The sequence below is a fragment of the Paenibacillus sp. FSL H7-0756 genome, assembly GCF_038006765.1.
Taxonomy (GTDB): domain Bacteria; phylum Bacillota; class Bacilli; order Paenibacillales; family Paenibacillaceae; genus Paenibacillus_AQ.
Genome location: NZ_JBBOVT010000002.1, coordinates 1,286,544 through 1,307,403, shown reverse-complemented (window position 1 = coordinate 1,307,403; position 20,860 = coordinate 1,286,544). Strand labels below are relative to the sequence as shown.

Genomic DNA, 20,860 nt, shown 5'->3' with positions numbered 1-20,860 from the left:
GCTGCGGCCCTGTGACGGGAACCACTGATACATTCTGCTCCACTTCCCTCCGCTGGTATGATCCAGATCAGGTTCAAAGGGTCCGGAGCTTAAGCTCCGTCTCAGTCGGCCGACTCCCCTAGTGAATAATGTTGCTATTGAATTCGTAATTGCTACTTAATATACCACAAATTTCCCTCTTGTAAAGGGCAGGCGGTCAGCGCTTCGCCAGACCGGTCACGAACAAAGTGACGATGCCCCTGGAGATGTCCAGCTTGGAGGAGTGGTGCCGCTTCTGCTCATACAGGTACAGATCGGGACTGAGGATAGAGATTAAGGCCGTGGCCGCAAAGGCCGGATCAATGTCAATAATCTCACCACCTGCCGCAGCGCGCTCCAGCAGCTCTGTCATCATCACGCCCAGCCGCTGAAAAAAAGGATGCTCAAACTGGGTCAGCTGCTTCTTGCCGGTGAACTCGGCTTTGATCATATTCAGCAACTCGGCATATTGCTCTATGAAATCGGCAATCTGCTCAATGCTGCTCTGCAGCTGAGCGAGAGCCGGGGCTTCGCCGGCACTGGCAGCCACCTGCTGCTCCAGCCCGGACAGGAATTGGTCTGCGCTGCCCTTCAGCAGGGCAGAACAGATCTCACCCTTATCTGTGAAACGGCGGTACAGGGAGCCTTGCCCTATGCCTGCCCGCTTGGCAATGCTGTACATGCTGACCGCCTCAAGTCCGCTCTCGGTGAACAACTGGCGGGCAGCTTCAAGAATCCGCTGTACATAAGGATCGGCGGACATGGGCGAAGCGGATTCTATGGCTTGCGAAGCTGACGGCTGGAGCTGTGCAGCGTCGGTGTCTGGCTTTTTCATGAGAACCCCTTTCAGAAAAGAATTGACACAACGGACAATTGTCCGTAGACTATGAATTGCACTTACGGACAGTTGTCCGTTCACTCATTATATAGAACAATCTGCCCGCAGGTCAATGAAGAACGCGGACAGCTTTAGGAGGAGAAGAGACATGGATCAGACCTTGAAGCAGGAAGCCGATTTCCGGCTGTCCAGCATTCTGGTTCCGCTGCTGGCCATTATTGCCGGAGTATTTATGGTTGTGCTGGACAGTACGGCGATGAACGTAGCCTTGTCCAGGCTGGTGGTGGATTTCAAGACGGATCTGCATACGCTGCAGTGGGTAGTTACCGGATATATGCTGGCCCAGGCTTCAGTTATCCCGTTGTCAGGCTGGCTGTCTGACCGGTTCGGGGCCAAGACAGTCTTCCTGACGGCGGTAATTGTGTTTACGATAGGCTCGATTCTGTGCGCTACACCAAGCAGCGCCGAATGGCTGATTGTTTTCCGGGTCATTCAGGGACTGGGCGGCGGCTGTGTGCTCCCTGTAGGGATGGCCTATGTGTACAGACTGGCTCCCAAAAGCAAGGTTGGCGTAGTCATGGGCATTATGGGCATTCCCGTCCTGTTCGCACCGGCTATTGGTCCGGTATTGTCGGGCTGGCTGGTTGAATACCATTCCTGGCGCTGGATCTTTCTCATTAATATTCCGATTGGCATCATTGCGGTGCTGATTGGACTGCGCAAGCTGCCGAATGCGGCGAAGAACAGCGTGCCCGGCATGGATAAGCTAGGTATGGTTCTTGGCCCGCTGGCTTTTGCTTCGCTCACTTACGGAGTTAGCCAAGGCGCTCAGAGCTGGACCTCCGAGAAAACGCTGATCGGGCTGCTGCTGGGCGCTGTGGCGCTAATCGCTTTTGTCATCGCAGAGCTGCGCTCCAAGACACCGCTGCTGGAGCTGCGGATTCTGAAATCTGTAGATTTCACGACAGGAATCATCGTGCAATGGATCGCCCAATTCGGCTTATACGGCGCGTTATTCCTGCTCCCGCAATTTCTGCAGCAGGCCCGCGGCTTCGGCGCATTTGATACCGGTCTGACGCTGCTGCCGCAGGCGATCGCTTCCGGGCTGATGATGCCTATTGCCGGGATACTGTTCGACCGGATAGGTGTGCGCTGGCTCGTGGTCTGCGGCCTCAGTCTGGTCTCCGGCGCGTTATTCCAGTATTCCCATGTGGATCTTACCACGCAGAGCCGCGATTTGATTCTTCCGCTGATCATGTGCGGGGCCGGCATGGGTATGATGATGATGCCAATGAACACGCATCTGCTCAACAAGGCGCCAAGCCATCTGGTGAACCGGGTAACCTCGCTGACGAACTCGATGCAGCAGGTAATTACTTCGCTGGCCGTCTCGACGCTGGTTACCATTCTGACCGCAAGAACAACGGCGCGCGGCATAGAGATGCAGGAAGCGGCGGCGGCTGCCGGGAAAAGCACCGCAGGCGCTTCACAGCAAGCGCTGCTGCTGGCTAAGCAAACCGTATTATCTCAGGGCTTCGCGGACACGTTCCACATTATGATGTTTGTCGCGCTTGGCGGTGCGGTCCTTGGACTGCTGCTGCGCCGGGGCCGCCATGCCGGAACTGAACGTTCCAAGGAACAGGCGACGCCAGAAATCATGCACGTGTAGTAATGCCCATATAGAAGTAGAGCTTATGTAGTCCAATGAGAGCGATTCTCCTTTTCCCGGAGAGTCGCTTTTTGTGTTGATTTCTCTTCTGGAGATCCTGATGCAGGAGAAGAAATTGGGGCAAGCTAAGCTATGGAAATCAATATACGGTGTCTATAAAGAAGATACGAGAGGGGATTGATCGAATGAAAAAACTTAGTCTGACTATTATGCTGCTCCTGACCATGGTCACGGCTGCGGCTTGCGGAAGCAACAATACGGACAAGACAGCAACGGGCGGCAATACCGGGGCTGAGCCTACGGCTGCGGCTGCAGAGGGTGCAGCTTCCGGGGAGCAGAACACCCTGGAGGCCGTCAAAGCCAGCGGCAAGCTGCGCATCGGCACCGAAGGGACCTACGCACCGTTCACCTTCCATGATGCTGACGGCAAGCTGACGGGCTTCGATGTCGAGATCGCCGAAGAAGTGACCAAGCGCCTGGGTGTGAAGCCTGAGTTCATCGAGACGCAGTGGGACGGGATTTTTGCCGGGATGGATGCGAAGCGCTTCGATGTGATTTTCAATGAAGTCTCCATTACCGATGAGCGTAAAGTGAAATATGATTTCTCCGATCCGTATATTGTCTCCAAGGCTGTGCTGATCGTGCCGGAGGATAATCAGGATATTAAGACCTTCGCCGATCTGAGGGGTAAAAAAGCCGGCCAGTCGCTCACCAGCAACCTCGGCAAAATCGCCACAGACAACGGTGCCGAGATCGTATCGACCGAGGGCTTCAATCAGGCGATTGATCTGCTGACCTCCGGCCGGATCGATGCTACCGTCAATGACGGCTTGTCCTACCTCGACCTGAAGAAGCAGAAACCGGATGTCAAGATCAAGAAGGTGGATGAGATTGCCGAAGGCTCGCATAGTGCTGCAGTCTTCCTGAAAGGGAATGACGGGCTGGTACAGGCTGTGAACGAAGCGATGACTGCTATGAAGAGCGATGGAACCTACCTTAAGATCTCCGAGAAGTATTTTGGCGCTGACGTATCGAAATGATGGATGACCGCCAAATACAAATATTTCTCGATTCACTGCTGCCTCTGTTCAAAGCGGGGGTGGCTTTTACCCTTCCCCTTGCGGTAGCATCCTTTATTCTGGGGCTGCTGCTGGCGGTGATTACTGCGCTTGCCCGGCTGTCCTCCTGGAGGCTTCCGAGGCTGTTCGCCCGTTTCTATGTCTGGGTGATCCGGGGAACGCCGCTGCTGGTACAGCTGTTCATTATTTTCTATGGACTGCCCGCCGCCGGGATTGTGCTTGATCCGTTCATCGCCGCGCTTATCGGATTCACGCTCAGTGTCGGGGCCTATTCCTCGGAGATTGTCCGGGCTGCCATTCTGTCTATCCACAAGGGCCAGTGGGAAGCCGCGTTCTCTGTGGGGATGAGCCGGAAGCAGGCACTGCGCCGGGTGATCTTGCCTCAAGCTGCCCGTGTGTCAGTTCCGCCGTTATCGAATTCTTTTATTAGCCTGGTTAAAGATACTTCGCTTGCGGCCAGTATTACTTATGTTGAGATATTCAGAAAAGCCCAGCAGATTGTGGCGACCTCCTATGAACCTCTGTTGCTGTATTGCGAAGCGGCGCTGTTCTATCTGCTGTTCTGCTCTGTATTGTCTGCGCTGCAGAATAACTTGGAGAAGCGGCTGGACCGGTATTCGGCCAGTTAAGGTTAAGGAGGCACACGAATGATTGAAATACGCGATTTACATAAGTCCTTCGGGCCGCTGGAGGTGCTAAAAGGTGTGGATCTCACCGTTGAACACGGCCAGGTAATGGTCATTATCGGACCTTCCGGCTCCGGCAAAACCACACTGCTGCGCTGCTTCAACCTGCTGGAGACCCCCGATAAGGGCAGTCTTACGCTGAACACGGTTAAGCTGGATTTCACCCCGGGCGCCAAAATTCCACAGCGTACCGTACTGTCCCTGCGCCAGCAGACAGGAATGGTGTTCCAGTCCTATAATCTGTTCCCGCATATGACGGCACTCGGCAATGTGATGGAGGGACAGGTCACGGTACAAAAGCGTTCCAAGGAAGAAGCGCGCAGCAAAGCGCTGGCCCTGCTGGACAAGGTGGGTCTGGCAGATAAGGCAGACTCGTATCCGCATCAGCTGTCCGGCGGCCAGCAGCAGCGTGTAGCGATAGCACGTGCAATGGCGGTCTCGCCGGAGGTGCTGCTATTCGATGAGCCGACCTCGGCGCTTGATCCTGAGCTGGTCGGCGAGGTGCTGAAGGTCATCAAGCAGCTGGCCCGGGAAGGAATGACGATGGTCATCGTCACCCATGAGATGAAATTCGCGGCCGATGTGGCCGACCGGATCATCCTGATGGATAACGGAGTTATTCTGGAGCAGGGAACCCCCCGGGAAGTATTGGAGCAGACGAAGAACCCGCGCGCCCTGCAATTCCTCAACCGGTTGAGCGGGGAAGCGTGATTGCTTAAAACCAAATAAAATTGGCTGGTACAACGGTACATGAGCTACTGTATGTTAAAAACAGTATACATTGTTCTCGCAAGGAGGCATACGGAGCAATGTATGTGGAAAACAGTATACATTATGCTCGCAAGCAGGCGCACGGTCTAAATGTATGTGGAAAACAGTATACATTGTGCCTGCAAGCTGGTATATGGAGCGAACGTGTGTGAAAAACAGCATACATTGTATTTATGCGAAGGTGAAGTGGGCGGTGAGCGTAAATGAAGAGCAGAAGTGCACTTGAAACTGTGTTTGTAACTCCCCCTGTTAAACAGCGGAGCGGGCGGAATGATTGTGGAGAAGAAGCGGAGCGGTCGCCTTTGTATCCGGATTTTCACCGATTAGGGGAATGAAAAAAATCTGGATGCAAGAGCGATTGGAACAACATTCCGTTTGCGGAGCGTGCTCCTAAGCGTCGCCGTAATTTATACTCCATTTCAAAGCTCCTCATTTTTATAAACTAATTTGCCTGTGTATGTGATGTGATCTTGTGAATGAACCTGGATCGAGCTGCTGCCCAGCTTGGTGTTATCCTTGATGGCTGTAATCTCTAGACTGCTGTCAGAGACAGTGTTTTGAACGGATTTGTCGGTTAAAGGAGGAGACCAGTAGACCGTATCCCCAGGCTTAACAATGGCCTTACTGTTCTGAAGGATCACCTTACCGTCGGCTGGATTCCACAACAGCAATTGTCCCTCAGTGGCCCGTACCTGAATGGTATCTGCACCTTCAGCAGCAAGCTTGATGGGGAAGCCGGGCACACTGCTCATATATAACGAGTACTGGCCAAGCGGAAAATCGACATCGGGTTGAACCGCTACCGTGACGCCGTCTGCCGCATATGCAGTAACAATGAACCCGCTGTACAGGGAAGAAGGGGTAGCTGTTTCGCCGCTGTTCACAAGGAGCGGGCCCCCGATGGCGATTAAGAGGATGATCACACAGGAGAGCACAGTGGTCATAATTTTTCTGCGAAATGTCCAAACTGAGGTCTTATATTTATCCTTCATCCTTCCATTCCTCCATTATCTTAGTCTTCAGCAATGTTTCATTTCACAATAAGCCTACGTATTTCCTGCCAACAAAACAAGGCTGCCCCTAGCCGTAACGGCTTCCGGGACAGCCTTTTATCTATCATACGCGGGGGAACGGTATGAACGAATCCAACTTCCTTTACTTCTGTGTGCCGCCATCGCTAACGGACTTCAAGTAGTCCAGCGTGTTGTACAGCATAACTGCTGCTTCAGCGCGGGTAATCGTGCTCTTCGGATTGAACTTGCCGCTGGCATCGAGAGCAGTGATCTTGTATTTCAGCGCCCGCTGAATGCTGCCCTGGTAGGAAGGGTCCAGCGCGTCTGCATCTGCAAGCGTAGCCGGGACGAGATTGATCATCGGCAGGTTACCGGCCTTCTCCACAGCTTGAACCAGCATACTGGTATACAGCTCTTTAGAAATCGGCTTCGCCGGATCGATATTGGCCGGGATATTCACACCATTATAGTGCGCATTGATGAAGGCTTCCGCGTACCAGGCATTGTCCTTTACTTTGGAGAAAATAGCACTGGCCTGGGGGGCCTTATTGAAGTCAATAGCGGCCAGGCTAAGCTGCAGACCACCGGAGATGAACTGAACACCTTGTGCAGTCGATACTATGGCTCCGGGAAGAAACTGTGTGTCTGATATTCCTTTGATCCGTCCTTGTTCCTTTAGTGTATCTATTTTATCTTTGCCGCTTATACTGCCGATATCCTTAAAGCTGCTGCCGGCTGCAAACATCTGCCCGCCGAACGAGAAGGAGAGAAGGGTGGCTGCGGTTATAGCTGCGATAGTGTATTTTTTCAATGTCATTTGAATTCCACCTCTATTATAGGTTGGGCCGCTTGGCCTGTATCAACTCCCTTGACGGTATAAGGTTAGAAAAGGTTGCAGCGCTCTACATCATTTCCTGAAACAGCAGATTGCGGTAAGGGTACCGGCTGAATCTGGTCTTGAACAGCAGCGCTATTCCGCTTTCTTCAATCGTTACGGATTTCAGTGACGTTGTCTTCACATGGCTGCGCACCATCGCCCTTACCGCCCGGTTATCCTTACGCCGGATGGCGGCAGCCATAGCTTCCGCGAAGCTCCGGTTAACCGCAAGCTCGCGGTACAGCGGGATGATGGAACGCGCTATGCAGCGGTGAGCGTCTGTATTGAAGGTGAACTGAACGGTTCCCGGCGGAATCGTCGTTCCATTGGTATAGAAGGCAACCGGCAGCGGAAAAGGAAAAGAGATAAAATATCCGATCCCGTTCGTTCCGTAATTCTCCGCGTCAGCAAGCGCAGGGATACTGTGGAGCAAGCTGCCCATCAGGTCCAGGTCGGCAGTGACAACCGCAGTTGTCCATTGCCCTGCATAACTGCGGTTTCCGGCAATTTTCCGGTAGAACGGCAGCATGGCCGCAGCTACGCTGCGCAGAACACGGGCTGTTACAAGCCGCTGCGTCTGCTTAGGTTGTACTTTCGCCATCTGGATCATCCTCACTTTGTACAGATTCTTTCCAAGTATAAGCACCTACAGGTTACATTTGATCTTGATATAGAGTATGGGGATAGCGCGCACTTCGGAATGGGCGGACCCGGTTTCGGCAGAAATATTATCTGTGTGCGGAGCGGCAGAGGGGGATATTGTGTGCTAGGGATGTTATACTGGTGTCAGGACTTTTCTTTGACGGGCAAGTTTGTTATGCTTATATCGTAACGATTACTAATTATTCTGCGGGAATTGTTCTGCTTCCGGAAAGGTGGGAACCCGGGTGAACCGAGTGGCAAATATCAGCCAGCAGTTTGCGGCTCATAATTATAAGCTTACACCACAGCGTGAGGCGATAGTGAGAGTGCTGCTGGATAATGAGAAGGATCATCTAAGCGTGGAAGAGGTATACATGCTAGTCAAGCGCAGTTACCCGCATTTGGGGCTGGCGACGGTCTACCGTACCTTGGAGCTGCTGTGTGAACTTCATATTGTGCAAAAAATGAATTTCGGCGACGGCGTCGCCCGTTATGATCTGCGCGACGACGACCATATGCATATGCATCATCACCTGATCTGCAATGTATGCGGTAAGCTGGAAGAGATCAAGGATGATTGGCTGGTGGAGCTGGAGGCGCGGGTAGCCCGTGAATATGGCTTCAGTGTGACCGATCACCGTCTCGATTTCAAAGGCACCTATAATAGTTGTCAAAAGAACGGCTGCAAGGGCGACAAGGACTGCCGCGCCGTCTCATAAGCACATCTGTAACGCACAGAAGGCGCAGGGCTGAACTTCAGCCTGCGCCTTCTTGCAATTATAAGAAGTTACGGAATCTGCGAAATGCGGCTGCTAGGAGCGGTTCGGCACGAAGGATTTGATCCAGGTTCCGAAGCTGCCGGGATTGCGGGTCTGAACCAGGATCACCCCTTCGCCGCGGAACCGGCAGACCAGGGCCTCGCCGCTGGTTAAGCTGTTCAGCCAGCCGGAGGCAGCTTTTTCTATCTTGTATTCCATATAGTCGGGCCAAGCTACAAGATGTCCGTTATCGATGATCATCTCTTCGCCCGGTCCGAGGTTAATGGCGTGAATCGCTCCGAAGGAGGAGAGGAAGACGGTGCCCCTGCCGCTGATTTCGAGAATGAAGAAGCCTTCGCCGGAGAACAGGCCGCGGGTCAGATTCTGCATCTTGGTATTGACCTGAATGCCTTGGGTTCCAGCCAGGAAGCCATCCTTCTGAACAATCAGCTTGTACGACCCGTCCAGCTCAATGGCCTGTACATCCCCGATGGCACCGGGTGAGAGCAGCACCTCACTCTGTCCGCGCGTGGCGGTCAGCTCCTGGAAGAAGAATTTCTCCCCGCTCAGCATGCGGCCCAGGCCGCGCATAATTCCGCCGTCCACGGTGCCTCTGAGCTCCACATTCGGTGACATGGCCACCATCGCCCCCATCTCTGCTTTAACGCTTTCGCCCGGTTCCAGCATGACTTTCAGCATGGCGAAGGCGCCGTCATACAGCACATCATATTTCATATAGTACTCCTCCTCATTCTTGCGGTTATTTGTTATGATCACAGGTATGTATCTTGCTCTTCAAGGATACTGTACCAAGCCGTGAGACTGCAAGCCGGACCTAAGGAAGCAAGGGGCTGGTATGCAGTAACAAATGAATATAGTGAACAGTACCGGGCAGCAGTCAGGATATTGTGTTAAAATGAAGCGGACAGTGCAGCCGCATTGAATCTACGAACGATAAGGAGTGTCGCCGCTTATGGCACGGACAAGAACGCAGAAGGCGCTGCTTAAGGCAGAGCGCTCAGGCACATGGTGTGCAGAAAGAAACCGCAGACTCAATCAGGATTACGGGGCCATTTCCCAGCATGTCAGAGTAACCCCCGGCAAACGGGAGCAACTTAATAAGGTCAAACACAAGGAGCGGATCTTCCATGATGGCGCTCCTTTTGCATGCCTTGCGCATAATTCATCATGCTTAAACCTGTGCCCTGCTGTGAATACGGTACTCCTTGGGCGACATGCCGAACCGGCTGCGGAAAATCCGGTGGAAATAGGTATAATTCGCAAATCCGCAGGTTTCGGATACATGCTCCAGCGGCATGGGGCTGAACGTAATCTTTTCCCGGGCCATATCCAGCCGTACATCATTTACATATTTGACAATCGTGGTGCCGAAAGCTTCCTTGAATAGATGAACTGCCCGGGAGACCGAGATATCTACATGTGCAGCCACATCCTCCAGCCGGAAGGCGTAAGAGGCATGCTCTTCAACGTACTGCTTCATCCGGTAAGCCAGATAAGCCTTCGGTGAAATCGCGGGCTGATCAATCATCAGCCGGTCAATCTCCATACATAGAATCTGCAGATAACAAGAAGAAATGTCCGGTGAGGAGTCTGACAAGCGGCGCTGTTCCAGCACAAGCTGGCGGAAGAGGCCGAGAATATGATCGCTCATCGGCAGGCGGAGTACCGCCGGACGCTGCTTGCGTCCCCACCATTCTTCAATCCATGGACCGCTGCAAAAGATATGATAGTCGCCGCTCTCGATTCTCGGCTTGCCAACAGGATAGACTTCCTTGTCGATACTTAAATAGTAGGGATCATTCGGTGCGAACAGCATGAGATCACCGCTCTCAACGGTCGTGATAGCTCCGTTCTCTCTGGTGCGGCTGCGCCCTTCGGTCTGGAGCCGCAGCAGATAATACTGTACGCCCTCGCTGCGTGACATATGAAACGGTTTGCGGTGGAAGGAGAATCCGGCGGATAGAATGTGGCAAGCGGCAGATGTTGTCATGTGTCCCTCCAAGTCTAATAAATGATAAGCAGATTGTTCATGTTTTAATCATATTATTCATTTTATTATATACGCTTTCATATTACCATGTAGCTAAGCAAAAAACATACAAATGATGTGGAGAAGGCCGTATTGCGGCGCTAATCGCTACATTTACAAACTCTGGAAGCAGTGGATGAAACCAAGAGAACACATCGTTCTCCAATGTTTACAGCCCGTTTGTTCAGGTGATGCACTTTCAGGGAAGATAACCTGTAGTGCGGCGGCAGCAAGCACAGGATAACTCCGGATCATATAAGGAGTGGAAATAACAAATGCTTAAGGTTGGACTGCAGCTGTATACGCTGAGAGAAGAACTGGAACAGGATTTCGAAGGGACTATACGTAAGGTAGCCGAGCTGGGCTACAGCGGTGTGGAGTTCTTCCACTATTTCGGCCGTACGGCCGGGCAGGTGAAGGCGCTGCTTGAAGAGACAGGGCTTGTTGCTGTCGGAGCCCACCGCCCGTACGATGCGATGCTGAATGATACGGAGCAGGAGATCGCCTTCAATCTGGAGATCGGCAACCGCAATCTGATTGTGCCTTATCTGACAGAAGAACAACGGAACTGGCCGGAGGTAGCGGCGGGTCTGCGGACCATCGGCGATAAATGCCAGGCTGCCGGTGCTGTTCTGTCTTATCATAATCATGATTTTGAATTCACGGAGAAGGTTGACGGCCAGCCAGCCTTTGATTATCTGTTCGAAACGGTGTCTGCGGAGCAGCTTCAAGTAGAGATGGATACATGCTGGGTGTATTACGGCGGATATGATCCGGCAGAATATATCCGTAAGTACGCAGGACGCCTGCCGATCATCCACCTCAAAGATCTGAAGAAGAAAGAAGACGGCTCACCGGAGACTGTAGTACTCGGCGAGGGTGAAGTGGATTTGGCTGCGATCATTGAAGCAGCAGCTGCGGCTGGTGTGGAATGGGCAGTGGTCGAGCAGGACTTCTGCAGCCGCTCGCCGCTTGGTAGTGTGGCTGACAGCTTGAACTGGATCAAAACATATGAGAATCAAGGAGGAAGTATTCATGTCTAACAAACTCAAAATTGCTATTATCGGTTGCGGTGGTATCGCAAACGGCAAACATATGCCAAGCCTTGCCCGTCAGGAGGATGCCGAAATGGTGGCATTCTGTGATATTGTGGAAGAACGTGCCCAGGAGGCTGCGAAGACTTACGGTTCAGAGGGAGCTGCCGTATTTACCGATTTCCGTGAGCTGCTGGCAACGGGCGGCTTCGATATCGTGCATGTCTGCACGCCGAATGACAGCCACTCCGAGATTACGGTTGCTGCACTGGAAGCCGGCAATCATGTGCTATGTGAGAAGCCAATGGCCAAGACCACTGCACAGGCCAAGGAAATGCTGGATGCCGCTAAGCGTACCGGCAAGAAATTGTCCATCGCCTATCAGAACCGATTCCGCGCAGACAGTGAATATCTGAAGGGGCTGTGTGAAGAAGGAGAGCTTGGCGATATCTATTACGGTAAGGCTATTGCGCTCCGCCGCCGCGCCGTACCAACCTGGGGCGTGTTCCTGGATGAAGAGAAGCAGGGCGGAGGACCGCTGATCGATATCGGTACCCATGCACTGGACCTGACACTCTGGCTGATGAATAACTACAAGCCGCGTATGGTTGTAGGCTCTACCTTCCATAAGCTGGGCCAGAAGAAAAATGCTGCGAATGCCTTCGGTCCATGGGACCCTGAACAATTCAAGGTAGAAGATTCCGCCTTCGGCTTCATTACAATGGAGAACGGTGCTACAATTGTACTTGAATCCAGCTGGGCGCTGAACGTATCTGAATTCGGTGAAGCGAAGACGATGCTTGCCGGAACGGAAGGCGGAGCGGATATGAAGGACGGGCTGCGTCTGAACGGCGAACGTGCCGGCCGCCTGTATGAGACCAAGGTGGACCTGTCCTCCGGCGGTGTCGCCTTCTACAGCGGAGCTGCGGAGAATGAAGCAGACCGTGAAGCCCGTCTGTGGCTGGAAGCCGTAAGAGAAGACAAAGACCCGGTGGTTCTGCCGGAGCAGGCCTTCGTAGTTACCCAGATTCTTGAAGCAGTGTATGAATCAGCACGTACCGGACGCGCCGTATATTTCGACGGAAGTTCTGACAACTAAGAGCATCTCCGGGTCACGCGACTATTTAGAGAAACAGGAGTGGAATCCATGAGTTCAATCAAACATACTGTAGCCATCATTGGTTACGGCGGAATGGGAAGCTACCATACCCAATTAATCAAGGAGAGTGACCGGGTGGTAGTGACCGGTGCCTTCGATCTGCTGGAGAACCGGCGCGCCTTGGCTGAGGAAGCAGGCTACACAGCGTATTCCAGCTATGAAGAAGTGCTGGCAGATCCGGCTGTGGACATCGTTCTGATCGCTACACCGAATGATGTCCACAAGGACATCGCCCTTCAGGCTTTTCAGGCAGGCAAGCATGTAGTCTGTGAGAAGCCGGTGGCCATGTCCTCGGCTGAATTCATCGAGATGCAGGCTGCTGCGGAGGCGGCCGGACGGGTGCTGATGGTGCACCAGAACAGACGCTGGGATGAGGACTTCCGCGTAATCAGAGAGATGTATGAGCAGGGAACGATTGGATCACTCTTTCAGATTGAATCCCGGGTGCACGGCGCCAACGGAATTCCCGGCGACTGGCGTCATGTGAAGGAGCATGGCGGCGGGATGCTGCTGGACTGGGGCGTGCATCTGCTGGATCAGCTGTTGTTCATGATTGACAGCAAGGTGAGCAGTGTCAGCAGCAGTCTGAGCTTTATCCTCGGCAATAACGTGGATGACGGCTTCGATGCCGTGCTGCAGTTCGAGAATGGCATCAGAGCCATCGTGGAGGTAGGGACAACCAACTTCATCACGATGCCAAGATGGTATGTGAAGGGCACCGGGGGAACCGCTATTATTGAAGACTGGTCACTGAGAGGCAGAATTGTAGCCCCCAACCACGAGTCGGAAAAGATTGAACCGACACCGATCCGCGCAGGTGTAGGCTTGACCAAGACAATGGCCCCTCCTTCAGAAGGTTCAACGGTCCTTGAAGATCTGCCTGCGGCATTAGAGATGCCCTCCAGCTTCTATGATAATCTGGCCGCTGTCATCGAAGGCACGGCGGAGCCGATTGTCAAGAATGCCGAGGTGCTTCGAGTGCTGAAGCTTATTGAGGCAATCTTTGAAGCGGCAGAGCGTAATGAGACGATTAAGAATTTCGATAACTACGGAGCTTAAGCAGGCTACAATACGACCCCTAGGAAAGGTGGAATCTGCAAATGAAACTTGGAGTATTTATGGTGTTGTTCGGCGGCCGCAAGCTGGAGGATGCACTGGATTATGTGGTCTCCAAAGGACTGAAGGCTGTTGAGATCGGTACCGGAGGGTATCCCGGGAACAGCCATTGCAATCCCAAGGAGCTGCTGGAGAATGAAGCGGCCCTGCAGGAATTCAAGCAGCAAATAGAATCCCGCGGCTTGATCATCAGCGCACTAAGCTGCCACGGCAACCCGCTGCACCCGCAGAAGGAGCTGGCAGACAAGGATCATGAGGTGTTCGTAGACACCGTGAAGCTTGCACAGAAGCTGGGCGTCAAGGTTGTGAATACCTTCTCCGGCTGTCCGGGCGATCATGAAGGTGCTAAATATCCGAACTGGCCGGTTGCCCCATGGCCGAATGATTACCAGGAGATTCTGGCCTGGCAGTGGGAGAACAAGGTCATTCCTTATTGGACAGAGCAGGCGGCCTTCGCTACTGCACATGATGTGAAGATTGGTCTTGAGCTGCACGGTGGCTTCTCAGTACACACTCCGGCTACCCTGCTGAGATTAAGAGAAGCTGCCGGGGATGCCATCGGGGCCAACCTTGACCCTAGCCATATGTGGTGGCAGGGAATTGATCCGGTACAGGCCATTCATATTCTCGGCCGTGAAGGCGCGATCCATCACTTCCATGCGAAGGATACCGTTATTGATCCGGTGAACGTCAACAAGTATGGCCTGACGGACATGCAGTCTTATGCGAACATGCTGGACCGCGCCTGGCAGTTCCGTTCCGTAGGCTACGGACACGATGTCAAGGTCTGGGCAGATATGATGAGCGCACTGCGTCTGGTAGGCTACGACTTTGTAGTCAGCATCGAGCATGAAGACGGCCTGATGTCCATTGAAGAGGGCTTCTCCAAAGCGGTAGACAATCTCAAGCAGGTGCTGATCGAAGAGCCGCTGTCTGAGATGTGGTGGGTCTAACCGGTGGAGAGCTTCACTAAAGTCCAATTGAACGACTGGCAGCTTAGTCTCTTGACTGCCGCAGCCTTTGGTACGGATGTGCAGATCGCCAGCAGCAGGGAGCTGACCGCAGGATTCTTTAATACGGCCTATGATTTAGAATTAAGCGATGGCCGGTCGGTCATTCTTAAGGTGGCTCCGGACCCGGAGACAGAGACTCTAAGCTACGAGAAGGATATCATGCGTGCTGAGGTGGAGGCTCTACGGCTGGTACGTGCTGCTGGCGGTGTGCCTGTGCCGGAAGTGTACAGCTATGACGATAGCCTGCAGTTGATCTCCTGTCCGTATTTCTTCATGGAGAAGATTGAAGGACAACCGTATAACGAGGTGAAGGAGAGTCTTACCGAGGAACAACGGTATTCCATTGAATTCGAGCTGGGCCAGTACCAGCGGAGAATCAATGCAATTGAGGGATCAGCCTTCGGGCTGTTCGGCAAAGAGCCTGGCGGAATCGGACTCACCTGGAGGGAGACCTTCAAGTCGATGCTGCTGAATGTGCTTCAGGATGCGGTCAGGCTGGAGGCACGGCTACCGGCCAATCAGCAGGAAATAGAGCAGGTGGTGGAGCTGTATCTGCCGGCCCTGGATGAAGTAACCCAGCCGCGCTTGGTGCACTGGGATCTGTGGGGCGGCAATCTTTTTGTACAGAATGGAGTAATCGTATCGATTATTGACTGGGAGCGGGCGATGTGGGGCGATGTGCTGCTTGAGTATTATTTCCGGCATTTCGAGAGCTCGGCAGCATTCTATGAAGGATATGGGTCGGCTTTTGCCAGCCGGAATGAACTTCTGCGCAAGCAGCTATATGACCTGTATCTGGATTTGATCCTAGTCATTGAATGTTACTCACGCCAGTATAAGGATGAGAATCATATTAACTGGGTGCACGATAATCTTGCGGAATCCTGGACACGATTCACAGCTTTGGTACTATAGCATACCTATAAGGCCGGGTCTCTTATTGAGATCCGGCCTTATAGCCTGTTGATCCTCAGTAACTGTTGCGGATGGCAACAACCGGATCGGTATCAGCCTCATAGTCAACGCCGCCGGATTCGAAGCCGAACAACTGGAAGAACTCGCGCCGATAACCGGCCAGATCGGAATACTCGTAGACATTCTCCGTGCGTAGCAAGGGCCAGATGCGGTTCACTTCTGTCTGCACGGCATGGCTCATCTCATGGTCATCTATCCGGATGCGCCCTTGTGCATCTAACGGAGTCCCTTCCGGATTGTACAGGAAACCGTTATACAACCGGTAGGCTTGCTCAATGCAGCCTTCGTGTACTCCCTGTTCTTTCATGACCTTGTAGAGGACTGCCATGTATAGCGGAACTACAGGAATCGCCGAGCTGGACTGGGTCACCAGACCCTTGCTTACTACTACATAAGCGCGGCCGCCCGTTCGTGATAATTGTGCATTCAGCTGTAAGGCTGTAGCTTCCAGATGGTCTTTTGCCCGGCCGATGGTGCCGTCTCGGTAGATAGCCTGTGTTAACTCTGGACCTACATAGGAGAAGGCGAGGGTAACCGCATCAGCTGCCAGAACGCCGGAATCCCGGAGCGCTTCAATCCATAGCTGCCAGTCCTCTCCGCCCATCACATGAACCGTATCATCGATTTCAGGTTCGGTGGCCGGTTCAATCTGTACGGTGCTTAGTTCTCCCGTATGGAAATTGACGGTTGTATTGGTATAAGTACTGCCGATGGGCTTCAACACAGAGCGATGAACGTCTCCGGTCTGCGGGTCTGTTCTGCGCGCCGAGGCTACACTGTAAATGACCAGATCAACCTGTCCAAGCTCGCGGCGGATCAACTCGATGGTCCGTTCCTTTGTCTCAGCGGTAAAAGCGTCCCCGCATACGCTATAGGAGCACAGTCCCGCCGTGTGGGCCATCTCCTCAAACGCTGCGGAATTATACCAGCCTGCGGAAGCGGTCCGGGTCTCGCTGGCTGTACTCGGCCTATAGACACCTATAGTGGCTGCTCCAGCACCGAAGGCTGCTGCAATTCGGGCGGCAAGCCCGTAACCGGTTGAAGCGCCGATAACGAGCACGTTGCGGGGACCGGTGAATCTTCCTTGGGCCTGTACATAATTTACTTGTTCTTGTACCTGTTGTGCGCAGCCTACCGGGTGGGCAGTCGTGCAGATGAACCCGCGGGTTCTCGGTTTTATGATCATTAGAATAGCTACCTCGCTTTCATCGGTGGTTGCAGGGACTGCTGAAATAAACATACCAGATGACGACTTTCTTTGGCAAAGGGAGAGAAGTGAGGATGATGAACTTTCTTCAATTACATATTGACCTAACAAGCCTGCTGTGGCTATTGCCTGTCTGCTTTATGTTTCATGATTTTGAAGAGATTCTAACAGTCGAGGCTTGGGGAAAGAAGCGCGGACAGGCTGTTACCGCATCGGTTTCCCACGCTTTGCGGAAGCGTATTGCGCCAATGATGAGTGTAACCACCAGGAATTTTGCTATGGATGTGCTCTTCGTGTATATTCTCATAGTAGGGGTAACCTTCCTTGCGGTCTTTTTAGAGTTCTACTGGCCCTACTTAGCTGTCGTCGCTGTATTTCTGCTGCATGTCTTCACACATTTGGCACAAACTATTGTTCTAAAGCTGTATACCCCGGGTGTAGTGACAGCGGTGCTTGTAGCATTTCCGTATTCTTTGTATGCTTTTTACCGCTTGCTGCATGATGGCGTTGTTAGTGAAGCTGACATAGGATGGTCGCTGCTGCTCATGTTGATGCTAACACCGCCGCTTGTATGGGGGTTGATGAAGAAGAGGACAAGACATAAGCACAGCCATGAATAATGATTATTGACGGTGGCGTTTTCAGAAAAATCTTGACGTAAGCCCCCTAAGATAGATAAAATAATAGTATTGCGTGTTTTTCCGATATTAAGAATGAAGATCATACTTGAAAAGAAACAGAGAGGGTGACAGGATGGAGCGCCTTTTAGAGGTAAAAGACCTGGCTATATCATTCAGAACACGCGGAGGAGAAGTGCAAGCAATCCGTGGTGTCAGCTTTCATGTAAATAAAGGGGAGACACTGGCGATTGTTGGCGAATCCGGTTCCGGTAAGAGCGTAACCTCGCAAGCCGTCATGAAGCTGGTTCCTCAGCCTGCGGGCGAATATAAGCGTGGACAGATTCTGTTCGATGGACAAGATCTGATCGGCAAGAATGAGAAGCAGATGCAAAAAATCCGCGGCAAAGAAATCGGAATGATTTTCCAGGACCCGATGACTTCACTCAATCCGATGATGAAGGTTGGCCGGCAGATTACGGAAGTGCTGTTCAAGCATGAGAATATCACGAAGGAAGCTGCTTACAAGCGTGGTGTTGAATTGCTTAATCTGGTAGGGATTCCGTCACCAGAACGCCGTTTCCAGCAGTATCCGCATGAATTCAGCGGCGGGATGCGCCAGCGTGTCGTAATCGCTATGGCACTGGCGGCTAACCCTAAGCTCCTGATTGCCGATGAGCCGACAACCGCGCTTGACGTAACTATTCAGGCACAGATCCTTGATCTGATGAAGGACCTGCAGAAGAAGATTGATACAGCGATCATTTTCATCACCCATGACCTTGGGGTTGTGGCGAGAATGGCTGACCGTGTTGCTGTAATGTATGCCGGACAGATCGTTGAAATGGGTACCGCAGAAGAGATCTTCTACGATCCAAGACATCCGTACACTTGGGGCCTGCTGGCTTCCATGCCAAGTCTGGAGAGCAAGGGCTCGATGCTTACAGCGATCCCGGGTACACCTCCCGACTTGATTAAGCCGCCTAAGGGAGATGCCTTTGCCCTGCGCAGCACGTATGCAATGGCGATTGACATGGAGAAGGAACCGCCAATGTACAAGGTATCGGATTCTCATCTTGTGAAGTCCTGGCTGATGCACCCGATGGCACCTGCGGTAGAGCCGCCGGATGTTGTGAAGAAGCAGCGCCGCGTGTTGAGCAATGCTTATCCAGAGCCAGTACTTGTTGGCAATAGCAGCGATTACTAAGTTTAATTAGATTAGCGTCAGGCCTTCATGGGCCTGGCGTTTTTTTTGTTTTTTAGGAAATTTGTCCGAATACAATCGGTGCTCCTGCATTGAGGAAGGGCCCCTTGCTCCGCAGTCCGTAACATTGTAGAGATAATCCTGCAAGAAGTGCAACAATACTGCCCTATAGAACCCAATGATGCTGAAATCCTGCATAAAATACAACAAAGCCAGCACTTACTTGCTTAAAACACCGGAATTCTTGCAAATGATACAACAATACACCCTAGAATGTAACATTTTTAGAAGAATCCTGCAAAATGTGCAACAATGCAATCCATGCAAACGGCCCGTGAGAGGAAATGCTCAGAATGGGCGAGAGATAGGCGGAGAACCATCATGAAAAGAAGAAGTACTTCAGAACTTCTGCAAAGACCGGCTACAAAGTATGGCCAAAATGGTATACGGGCTGGATATATGTCACAAAAAGCGATGAGAGACGAGCATCCTTCACCCATGGGATGATTTTGTTCTATCTTTATTTTATAGAGGATATATTTCATATAAATATGAAACAAAACTAACTAATATAAATAAAAGTATTGACTAAATCTTATTTGCGCAGCAAAATGTAAGGGTATACATAGGGAGGTTATGATGAGATGAGAAAAAGATCCTTAACGGCATTGATATCCTTATCTCTGCTGTCGGCATGCGGTGGAGGGAATCCGGAAGGGCCGCCGGAGTTCGGGAATGTATCTGTACACGATCCCTCTGTGATTAAGGTGGAGGATACGTATTACGTGTTCGGTTCGCATCTGGCCTCGGCCAAATCCAAGGACCTGATGTCGTGGACGCAGATTTCTTCCGGCGTGACGGACGATAATGTGCTGATACCGAATGTAACGGAGGAGCTTAGCGAGACGCTTAGCTGGGCCCAGTCGGATACGCTGTGGGCACCGGATGTCATTCAATTGGCCGACGGTAAGTTCTACATGTATTACGATGCCTGTAAAGGCGATTCTCCGCTGTCAGCGCTAGGTATTGCCGTGGCCGATAAGATTGAAGGTCCATACAAGAATAAAGGCATTATTCTGAAGTCGGGAATGTCCGGCATCGGGGATGATGGAGAGGTCTACGATTCCACGGAGAAGCCGAATGTGGTGGACCCTGATGTGTTTTGGGATAAGGACGGCAAGCTGTGGATGGTCTACGGCTCCTACTCCGGCGGCATCTTCATCCTGGAGCTTGACCCGGCTACGGGCTTCCCGCTGGAGGGCCAGGGCTACGGCAAGAAGCTGCTCGGAGGGAATCATGCGCGGATTGAAGGGCCGTATATGCTATATAGCCCGGAGACCGACTATTACTACCTGTTCCTCTCCTACGGCGGGCTTGATGCGAATGGCGGTTATAATATCCGTGTCGCCCGCTCCAAGCATCCGGCTGGCCCGTTCGAGGACTCGGAAGGTAAGGCTATGCTGGACGCCCAGGGGACGCCTGGGGTATTGTTCGATGATCCGGCCTACGCACCTTACGGCGTGAAGCTGATGGGGAATCATGAATTTGTGAATACAGATGAAGAAGCCGCCGCCGGATCAGGTACAGGCTATGTCTCCCCGGGACATAATTCGGCGTACTATGATGAGAAGAGCGGGCAATATTATCTGATCTTCCACACCAGGTTCCCGGGTCTCGGAGAGCAGCATGAGGTTCGGGTTCACCAGATGTTCATGAATGAAGCGGGCTGGCCAGTTGTCGCACCCCACCGTTACGGCGGCGAGAGGATCGGCAAGTACACAGTCAAGGATGTGGCGGGTGCTTACAAGCTGGTGAACCACGGCAAGAAGATTACGGCTGAGCTTGCAGAGTCGCAGGTGGTAGAGCTGAACGCAGACGGTACGATTAGCGGGGCCGTAACAGGTACATGGGCCTTGAGCAATGATCATATGGCGAAGCTGACACTAGAAGGTGCGGAGTACAGCGGGGTATTCCTGCGGGAATGGAATGAAGCGACCTCAAGCGAGGTAATGACCTTCACGGCACTTTCAGCGGAAGGCGTTGCAGTCTGGGGAAGCCATGTATCACCGGAGGCCAAGTAAACTAATCCTGCGAGCATTCAAGTCACAACCGGCTTCATACCCTTAACCATTAC

General features: G+C 52.5%; 20 protein-coding genes and 1 riboswitch. Of the genes, 13 read left to right on the top strand and 7 right to left on the bottom strand.

Annotated elements, in window-relative coordinates:
- Positions 1-27: 27 nt before the first annotated feature.
- Positions 28-130, bottom strand: a riboswitch (TPP riboswitch).
- Between the two features lie 66 nt (positions 131-196).
- The gene (locus tag NST04_RS22320) at positions 197-853 is read right to left on the bottom strand and encodes a TetR/AcrR family transcriptional regulator (protein WP_341186206.1); all 657 of its coding nucleotides are present in this window, start codon (positions 851-853) and stop codon (positions 197-199) included.
- 151 nt (positions 854-1,004) lie between these two features.
- Between NST04_RS22320 and NST04_RS22315 the strand changes: the two genes are divergently transcribed.
- The 4 genes from NST04_RS22315 to NST04_RS22300 all read left to right on the top strand — a co-directional run bounded on the left by NST04_RS22315 (position 1,005) and on the right by NST04_RS22300 (position 5,001).
- Positions 1,005-2,525, top strand: a complete 1,521-nt coding sequence (locus tag NST04_RS22315) for a DHA2 family efflux MFS transporter permease subunit (RefSeq protein WP_341186205.1) — start codon at positions 1,005-1,007, stop codon at positions 2,523-2,525.
- Between the two features lie 185 nt (positions 2,526-2,710).
- Complete coding sequence (locus tag NST04_RS22310; RefSeq protein WP_341186204.1) at positions 2,711-3,565, top strand: amino acid ABC transporter substrate-binding protein; 855 nt, start codon at positions 2,711-2,713, stop codon at positions 3,563-3,565.
- Positions 3,565-4,233 carry an amino acid ABC transporter permease gene (locus NST04_RS22305; protein ID WP_341186822.1) on the top strand — a complete coding sequence of 223 codons (669 nt, stop codon included), beginning with the start codon at positions 3,565-3,567 and terminating at the stop codon, positions 4,231-4,233. The genes NST04_RS22310 and NST04_RS22305 overlap by 1 nt, the downstream gene beginning before the upstream one ends.
- 18 nt (positions 4,234-4,251) lie before the next feature.
- Positions 4,252-5,001: an amino acid ABC transporter ATP-binding protein gene (locus tag NST04_RS22300; RefSeq protein ID WP_341186203.1), complete on the top strand. Its 750-nt coding sequence runs from the start codon at positions 4,252-4,254 to the stop codon at positions 4,999-5,001.
- A gap of 479 nt (positions 5,002-5,480) precedes the next feature.
- Here the strand turns inward: NST04_RS22300 and NST04_RS22295 are convergent, their stop codons facing one another.
- The 3 genes from NST04_RS22295 to NST04_RS22285 all read right to left on the bottom strand — a co-directional run bounded on the left by NST04_RS22295 (position 5,481) and on the right by NST04_RS22285 (position 7,552).
- Positions 5,481-6,053, bottom strand: coding sequence for a hypothetical protein (locus tag NST04_RS22295; RefSeq protein WP_341186202.1), 573 nt, complete (start codon positions 6,051-6,053; stop codon positions 5,481-5,483).
- Positions 6,054-6,216: 163 nt separating this feature from the next.
- On the bottom strand, positions 6,217-6,891 hold the full coding sequence (locus NST04_RS22290) for an S-layer homology domain-containing protein (protein ID WP_341186201.1): 675 nt from the start codon (positions 6,889-6,891) through the stop codon (positions 6,217-6,219).
- Positions 6,892-6,976: 85 nt separating this feature from the next.
- Positions 6,977-7,552 (bottom strand): hypothetical protein, encoded by a 576-nt coding sequence (locus NST04_RS22285; RefSeq protein WP_341186200.1) that lies wholly within the window; start codon positions 7,550-7,552, stop codon positions 6,977-6,979.
- Positions 7,553-7,838: 286 nt separating this feature from the next.
- On the opposite strand from NST04_RS22285, the gene fur reads away from it, so the two are divergent.
- Positions 7,839-8,312: a ferric iron uptake transcriptional regulator gene (gene fur, locus NST04_RS22280; protein ID WP_036694380.1), complete on the top strand. Its 474-nt coding sequence runs from the start codon at positions 7,839-7,841 to the stop codon at positions 8,310-8,312.
- A 93-nt stretch (positions 8,313-8,405) separates the two neighbouring features.
- Here the strand turns inward: fur and NST04_RS22275 are convergent, their stop codons facing one another.
- Together NST04_RS22275 and NST04_RS22270 are read right to left on the bottom strand one after the other, a co-directional pair.
- Positions 8,406-9,086 carry a TIGR00266 family protein gene (locus NST04_RS22275; RefSeq protein ID WP_341186199.1) on the bottom strand — a complete coding sequence of 227 codons (681 nt, stop codon included), beginning with the start codon at positions 9,084-9,086 and terminating at the stop codon, positions 8,406-8,408.
- A 457-nt stretch (positions 9,087-9,543) separates the two neighbouring features.
- Complete coding sequence (locus NST04_RS22270) at positions 9,544-10,362, bottom strand: helix-turn-helix domain-containing protein (protein WP_341186198.1); 819 nt, start codon at positions 10,360-10,362, stop codon at positions 9,544-9,546.
- A 314-nt stretch (positions 10,363-10,676) separates the two neighbouring features.
- On the opposite strand from NST04_RS22270, the gene NST04_RS22265 reads away from it, so the two are divergent.
- The 5 genes from NST04_RS22265 to NST04_RS22245 are packed head-to-tail and all read left to right on the top strand — an operon-like array spanning position 10,677 to position 15,638.
- Positions 10,677-11,444 carry a sugar phosphate isomerase/epimerase family protein gene (locus NST04_RS22265; protein WP_341186197.1) on the top strand — a complete coding sequence of 256 codons (768 nt, stop codon included), beginning with the start codon at positions 10,677-10,679 and terminating at the stop codon, positions 11,442-11,444.
- On the top strand, positions 11,437-12,534 hold the full coding sequence (locus NST04_RS22260; RefSeq protein WP_036729132.1) for a Gfo/Idh/MocA family protein: 1,098 nt from the start codon (positions 11,437-11,439) through the stop codon (positions 12,532-12,534). Before NST04_RS22265 ends, NST04_RS22260 begins: the two co-directional genes overlap by 8 nt.
- A 48-nt stretch (positions 12,535-12,582) precedes the next feature.
- A complete protein-coding gene (locus tag NST04_RS22255; protein ID WP_341186196.1) occupies positions 12,583-13,653 on the top strand; it encodes a Gfo/Idh/MocA family protein in 1,071 nt (356 codons plus the stop codon).
- 41 nt (positions 13,654-13,694) lie between these two features.
- On the top strand, positions 13,695-14,663 hold the full coding sequence (locus NST04_RS22250) for a sugar phosphate isomerase/epimerase family protein (protein ID WP_209985768.1): 969 nt from the start codon (positions 13,695-13,697) through the stop codon (positions 14,661-14,663).
- A 3-nt stretch (positions 14,664-14,666) separates the two neighbouring features.
- Positions 14,667-15,638 (top strand): phosphotransferase family protein, encoded by a 972-nt coding sequence (locus NST04_RS22245; RefSeq protein WP_341186195.1) that lies wholly within the window; start codon positions 14,667-14,669, stop codon positions 15,636-15,638.
- A gap of 55 nt (positions 15,639-15,693) precedes the next feature.
- Here NST04_RS22245 and fabV read toward each other — a convergent pair whose 3' ends face one another.
- On the bottom strand, positions 15,694-16,884 hold the full coding sequence (gene fabV, locus NST04_RS22240) for an enoyl-ACP reductase FabV (protein ID WP_341186194.1): 1,191 nt from the start codon (positions 16,882-16,884) through the stop codon (positions 15,694-15,696).
- Positions 16,885-16,979: 95 nt separating this feature from the next.
- On the opposite strand from fabV, the gene NST04_RS22235 reads away from it, so the two are divergent.
- The 3 genes from NST04_RS22235 (at position 16,980) to NST04_RS22225 (ending at position 20,807) form a co-directional block, all read left to right on the top strand.
- Positions 16,980-17,525, top strand: a complete 546-nt coding sequence (locus tag NST04_RS22235) for an HXXEE domain-containing protein (RefSeq protein ID WP_341186193.1) — start codon at positions 16,980-16,982, stop codon at positions 17,523-17,525.
- A gap of 133 nt (positions 17,526-17,658) precedes the next feature.
- Positions 17,659-18,729: an ABC transporter ATP-binding protein gene (locus NST04_RS22230; RefSeq protein WP_341186192.1), complete on the top strand. Its 1,071-nt coding sequence runs from the start codon at positions 17,659-17,661 to the stop codon at positions 18,727-18,729.
- A gap of 641 nt (positions 18,730-19,370) precedes the next feature.
- Positions 19,371-20,807, top strand: coding sequence for a glycoside hydrolase family 43 protein (locus tag NST04_RS22225; protein WP_341186191.1), 1,437 nt, complete (start codon positions 19,371-19,373; stop codon positions 20,805-20,807).
- The last annotated feature ends 53 nt before the right edge of the window (positions 20,808-20,860 follow it).

Excerpts from the sequence above, each read along its gene's own strand:
- NST04_RS22315 (WP_341186205.1), top strand. The coding sequence starts at position 1,005 with ATGGATCAGACCTTGAAGCAGGAAGCCGATTTCCGGCTGTCCAGCATT.
- NST04_RS22260 (WP_036729132.1), top strand. The coding sequence starts at position 11,437 with ATGTCTAACAAACTCAAAATTGCTATTATCGGTTGCGGTGGTATCGCA.
- NST04_RS22235 (WP_341186193.1), top strand. The coding sequence starts at position 16,980 with ATGATGAACTTTCTTCAATTACATATTGACCTAACAAGCCTGCTGTGG.
- NST04_RS22300 (WP_341186203.1), top strand. The coding sequence starts at position 4,252 with ATGATTGAAATACGCGATTTACATAAGTCCTTCGGGCCGCTGGAGGTG.
- NST04_RS22225 (WP_341186191.1), top strand. The coding sequence starts at position 19,371 with ATGAGAAAAAGATCCTTAACGGCATTGATATCCTTATCTCTGCTGTCG.
- NST04_RS22275 (WP_341186199.1), bottom strand. The coding sequence starts at position 9,086 with ATGAAATATGATGTGCTGTATGACGGCGCCTTCGCCATGCTGAAAGTC.
- NST04_RS22285 (WP_341186200.1), bottom strand. The coding sequence starts at position 7,552 with ATGGCGAAAGTACAACCTAAGCAGACGCAGCGGCTTGTAACAGCCCGT.
- fabV (WP_341186194.1), bottom strand. The coding sequence starts at position 16,884 with ATGATCATAAAACCGAGAACCCGCGGGTTCATCTGCACGACTGCCCAC.
- NST04_RS22305 (WP_341186822.1), top strand. The coding sequence starts at position 3,565 with ATGGATGACCGCCAAATACAAATATTTCTCGATTCACTGCTGCCTCTG.
- NST04_RS22310 (WP_341186204.1), top strand. The coding sequence starts at position 2,711 with ATGAAAAAACTTAGTCTGACTATTATGCTGCTCCTGACCATGGTCACG.
- NST04_RS22250 (WP_209985768.1), top strand. The coding sequence starts at position 13,695 with ATGAAACTTGGAGTATTTATGGTGTTGTTCGGCGGCCGCAAGCTGGAG.
- NST04_RS22290 (WP_341186201.1), bottom strand. The coding sequence starts at position 6,891 with ATGACATTGAAAAAATACACTATCGCAGCTATAACCGCAGCCACCCTT.
- NST04_RS22320 (WP_341186206.1), bottom strand. The coding sequence starts at position 853 with ATGAAAAAGCCAGACACCGACGCTGCACAGCTCCAGCCGTCAGCTTCG.
- NST04_RS22230 (WP_341186192.1), top strand. The coding sequence starts at position 17,659 with ATGGAGCGCCTTTTAGAGGTAAAAGACCTGGCTATATCATTCAGAACA.
- NST04_RS22295 (WP_341186202.1), bottom strand. The coding sequence starts at position 6,053 with ATGAAGGATAAATATAAGACCTCAGTTTGGACATTTCGCAGAAAAATT.
- NST04_RS22265 (WP_341186197.1), top strand. The coding sequence starts at position 10,677 with ATGCTTAAGGTTGGACTGCAGCTGTATACGCTGAGAGAAGAACTGGAA.
- NST04_RS22255 (WP_341186196.1), top strand. The coding sequence starts at position 12,583 with ATGAGTTCAATCAAACATACTGTAGCCATCATTGGTTACGGCGGAATG.
- NST04_RS22270 (WP_341186198.1), bottom strand. The coding sequence starts at position 10,362 with ATGACAACATCTGCCGCTTGCCACATTCTATCCGCCGGATTCTCCTTC.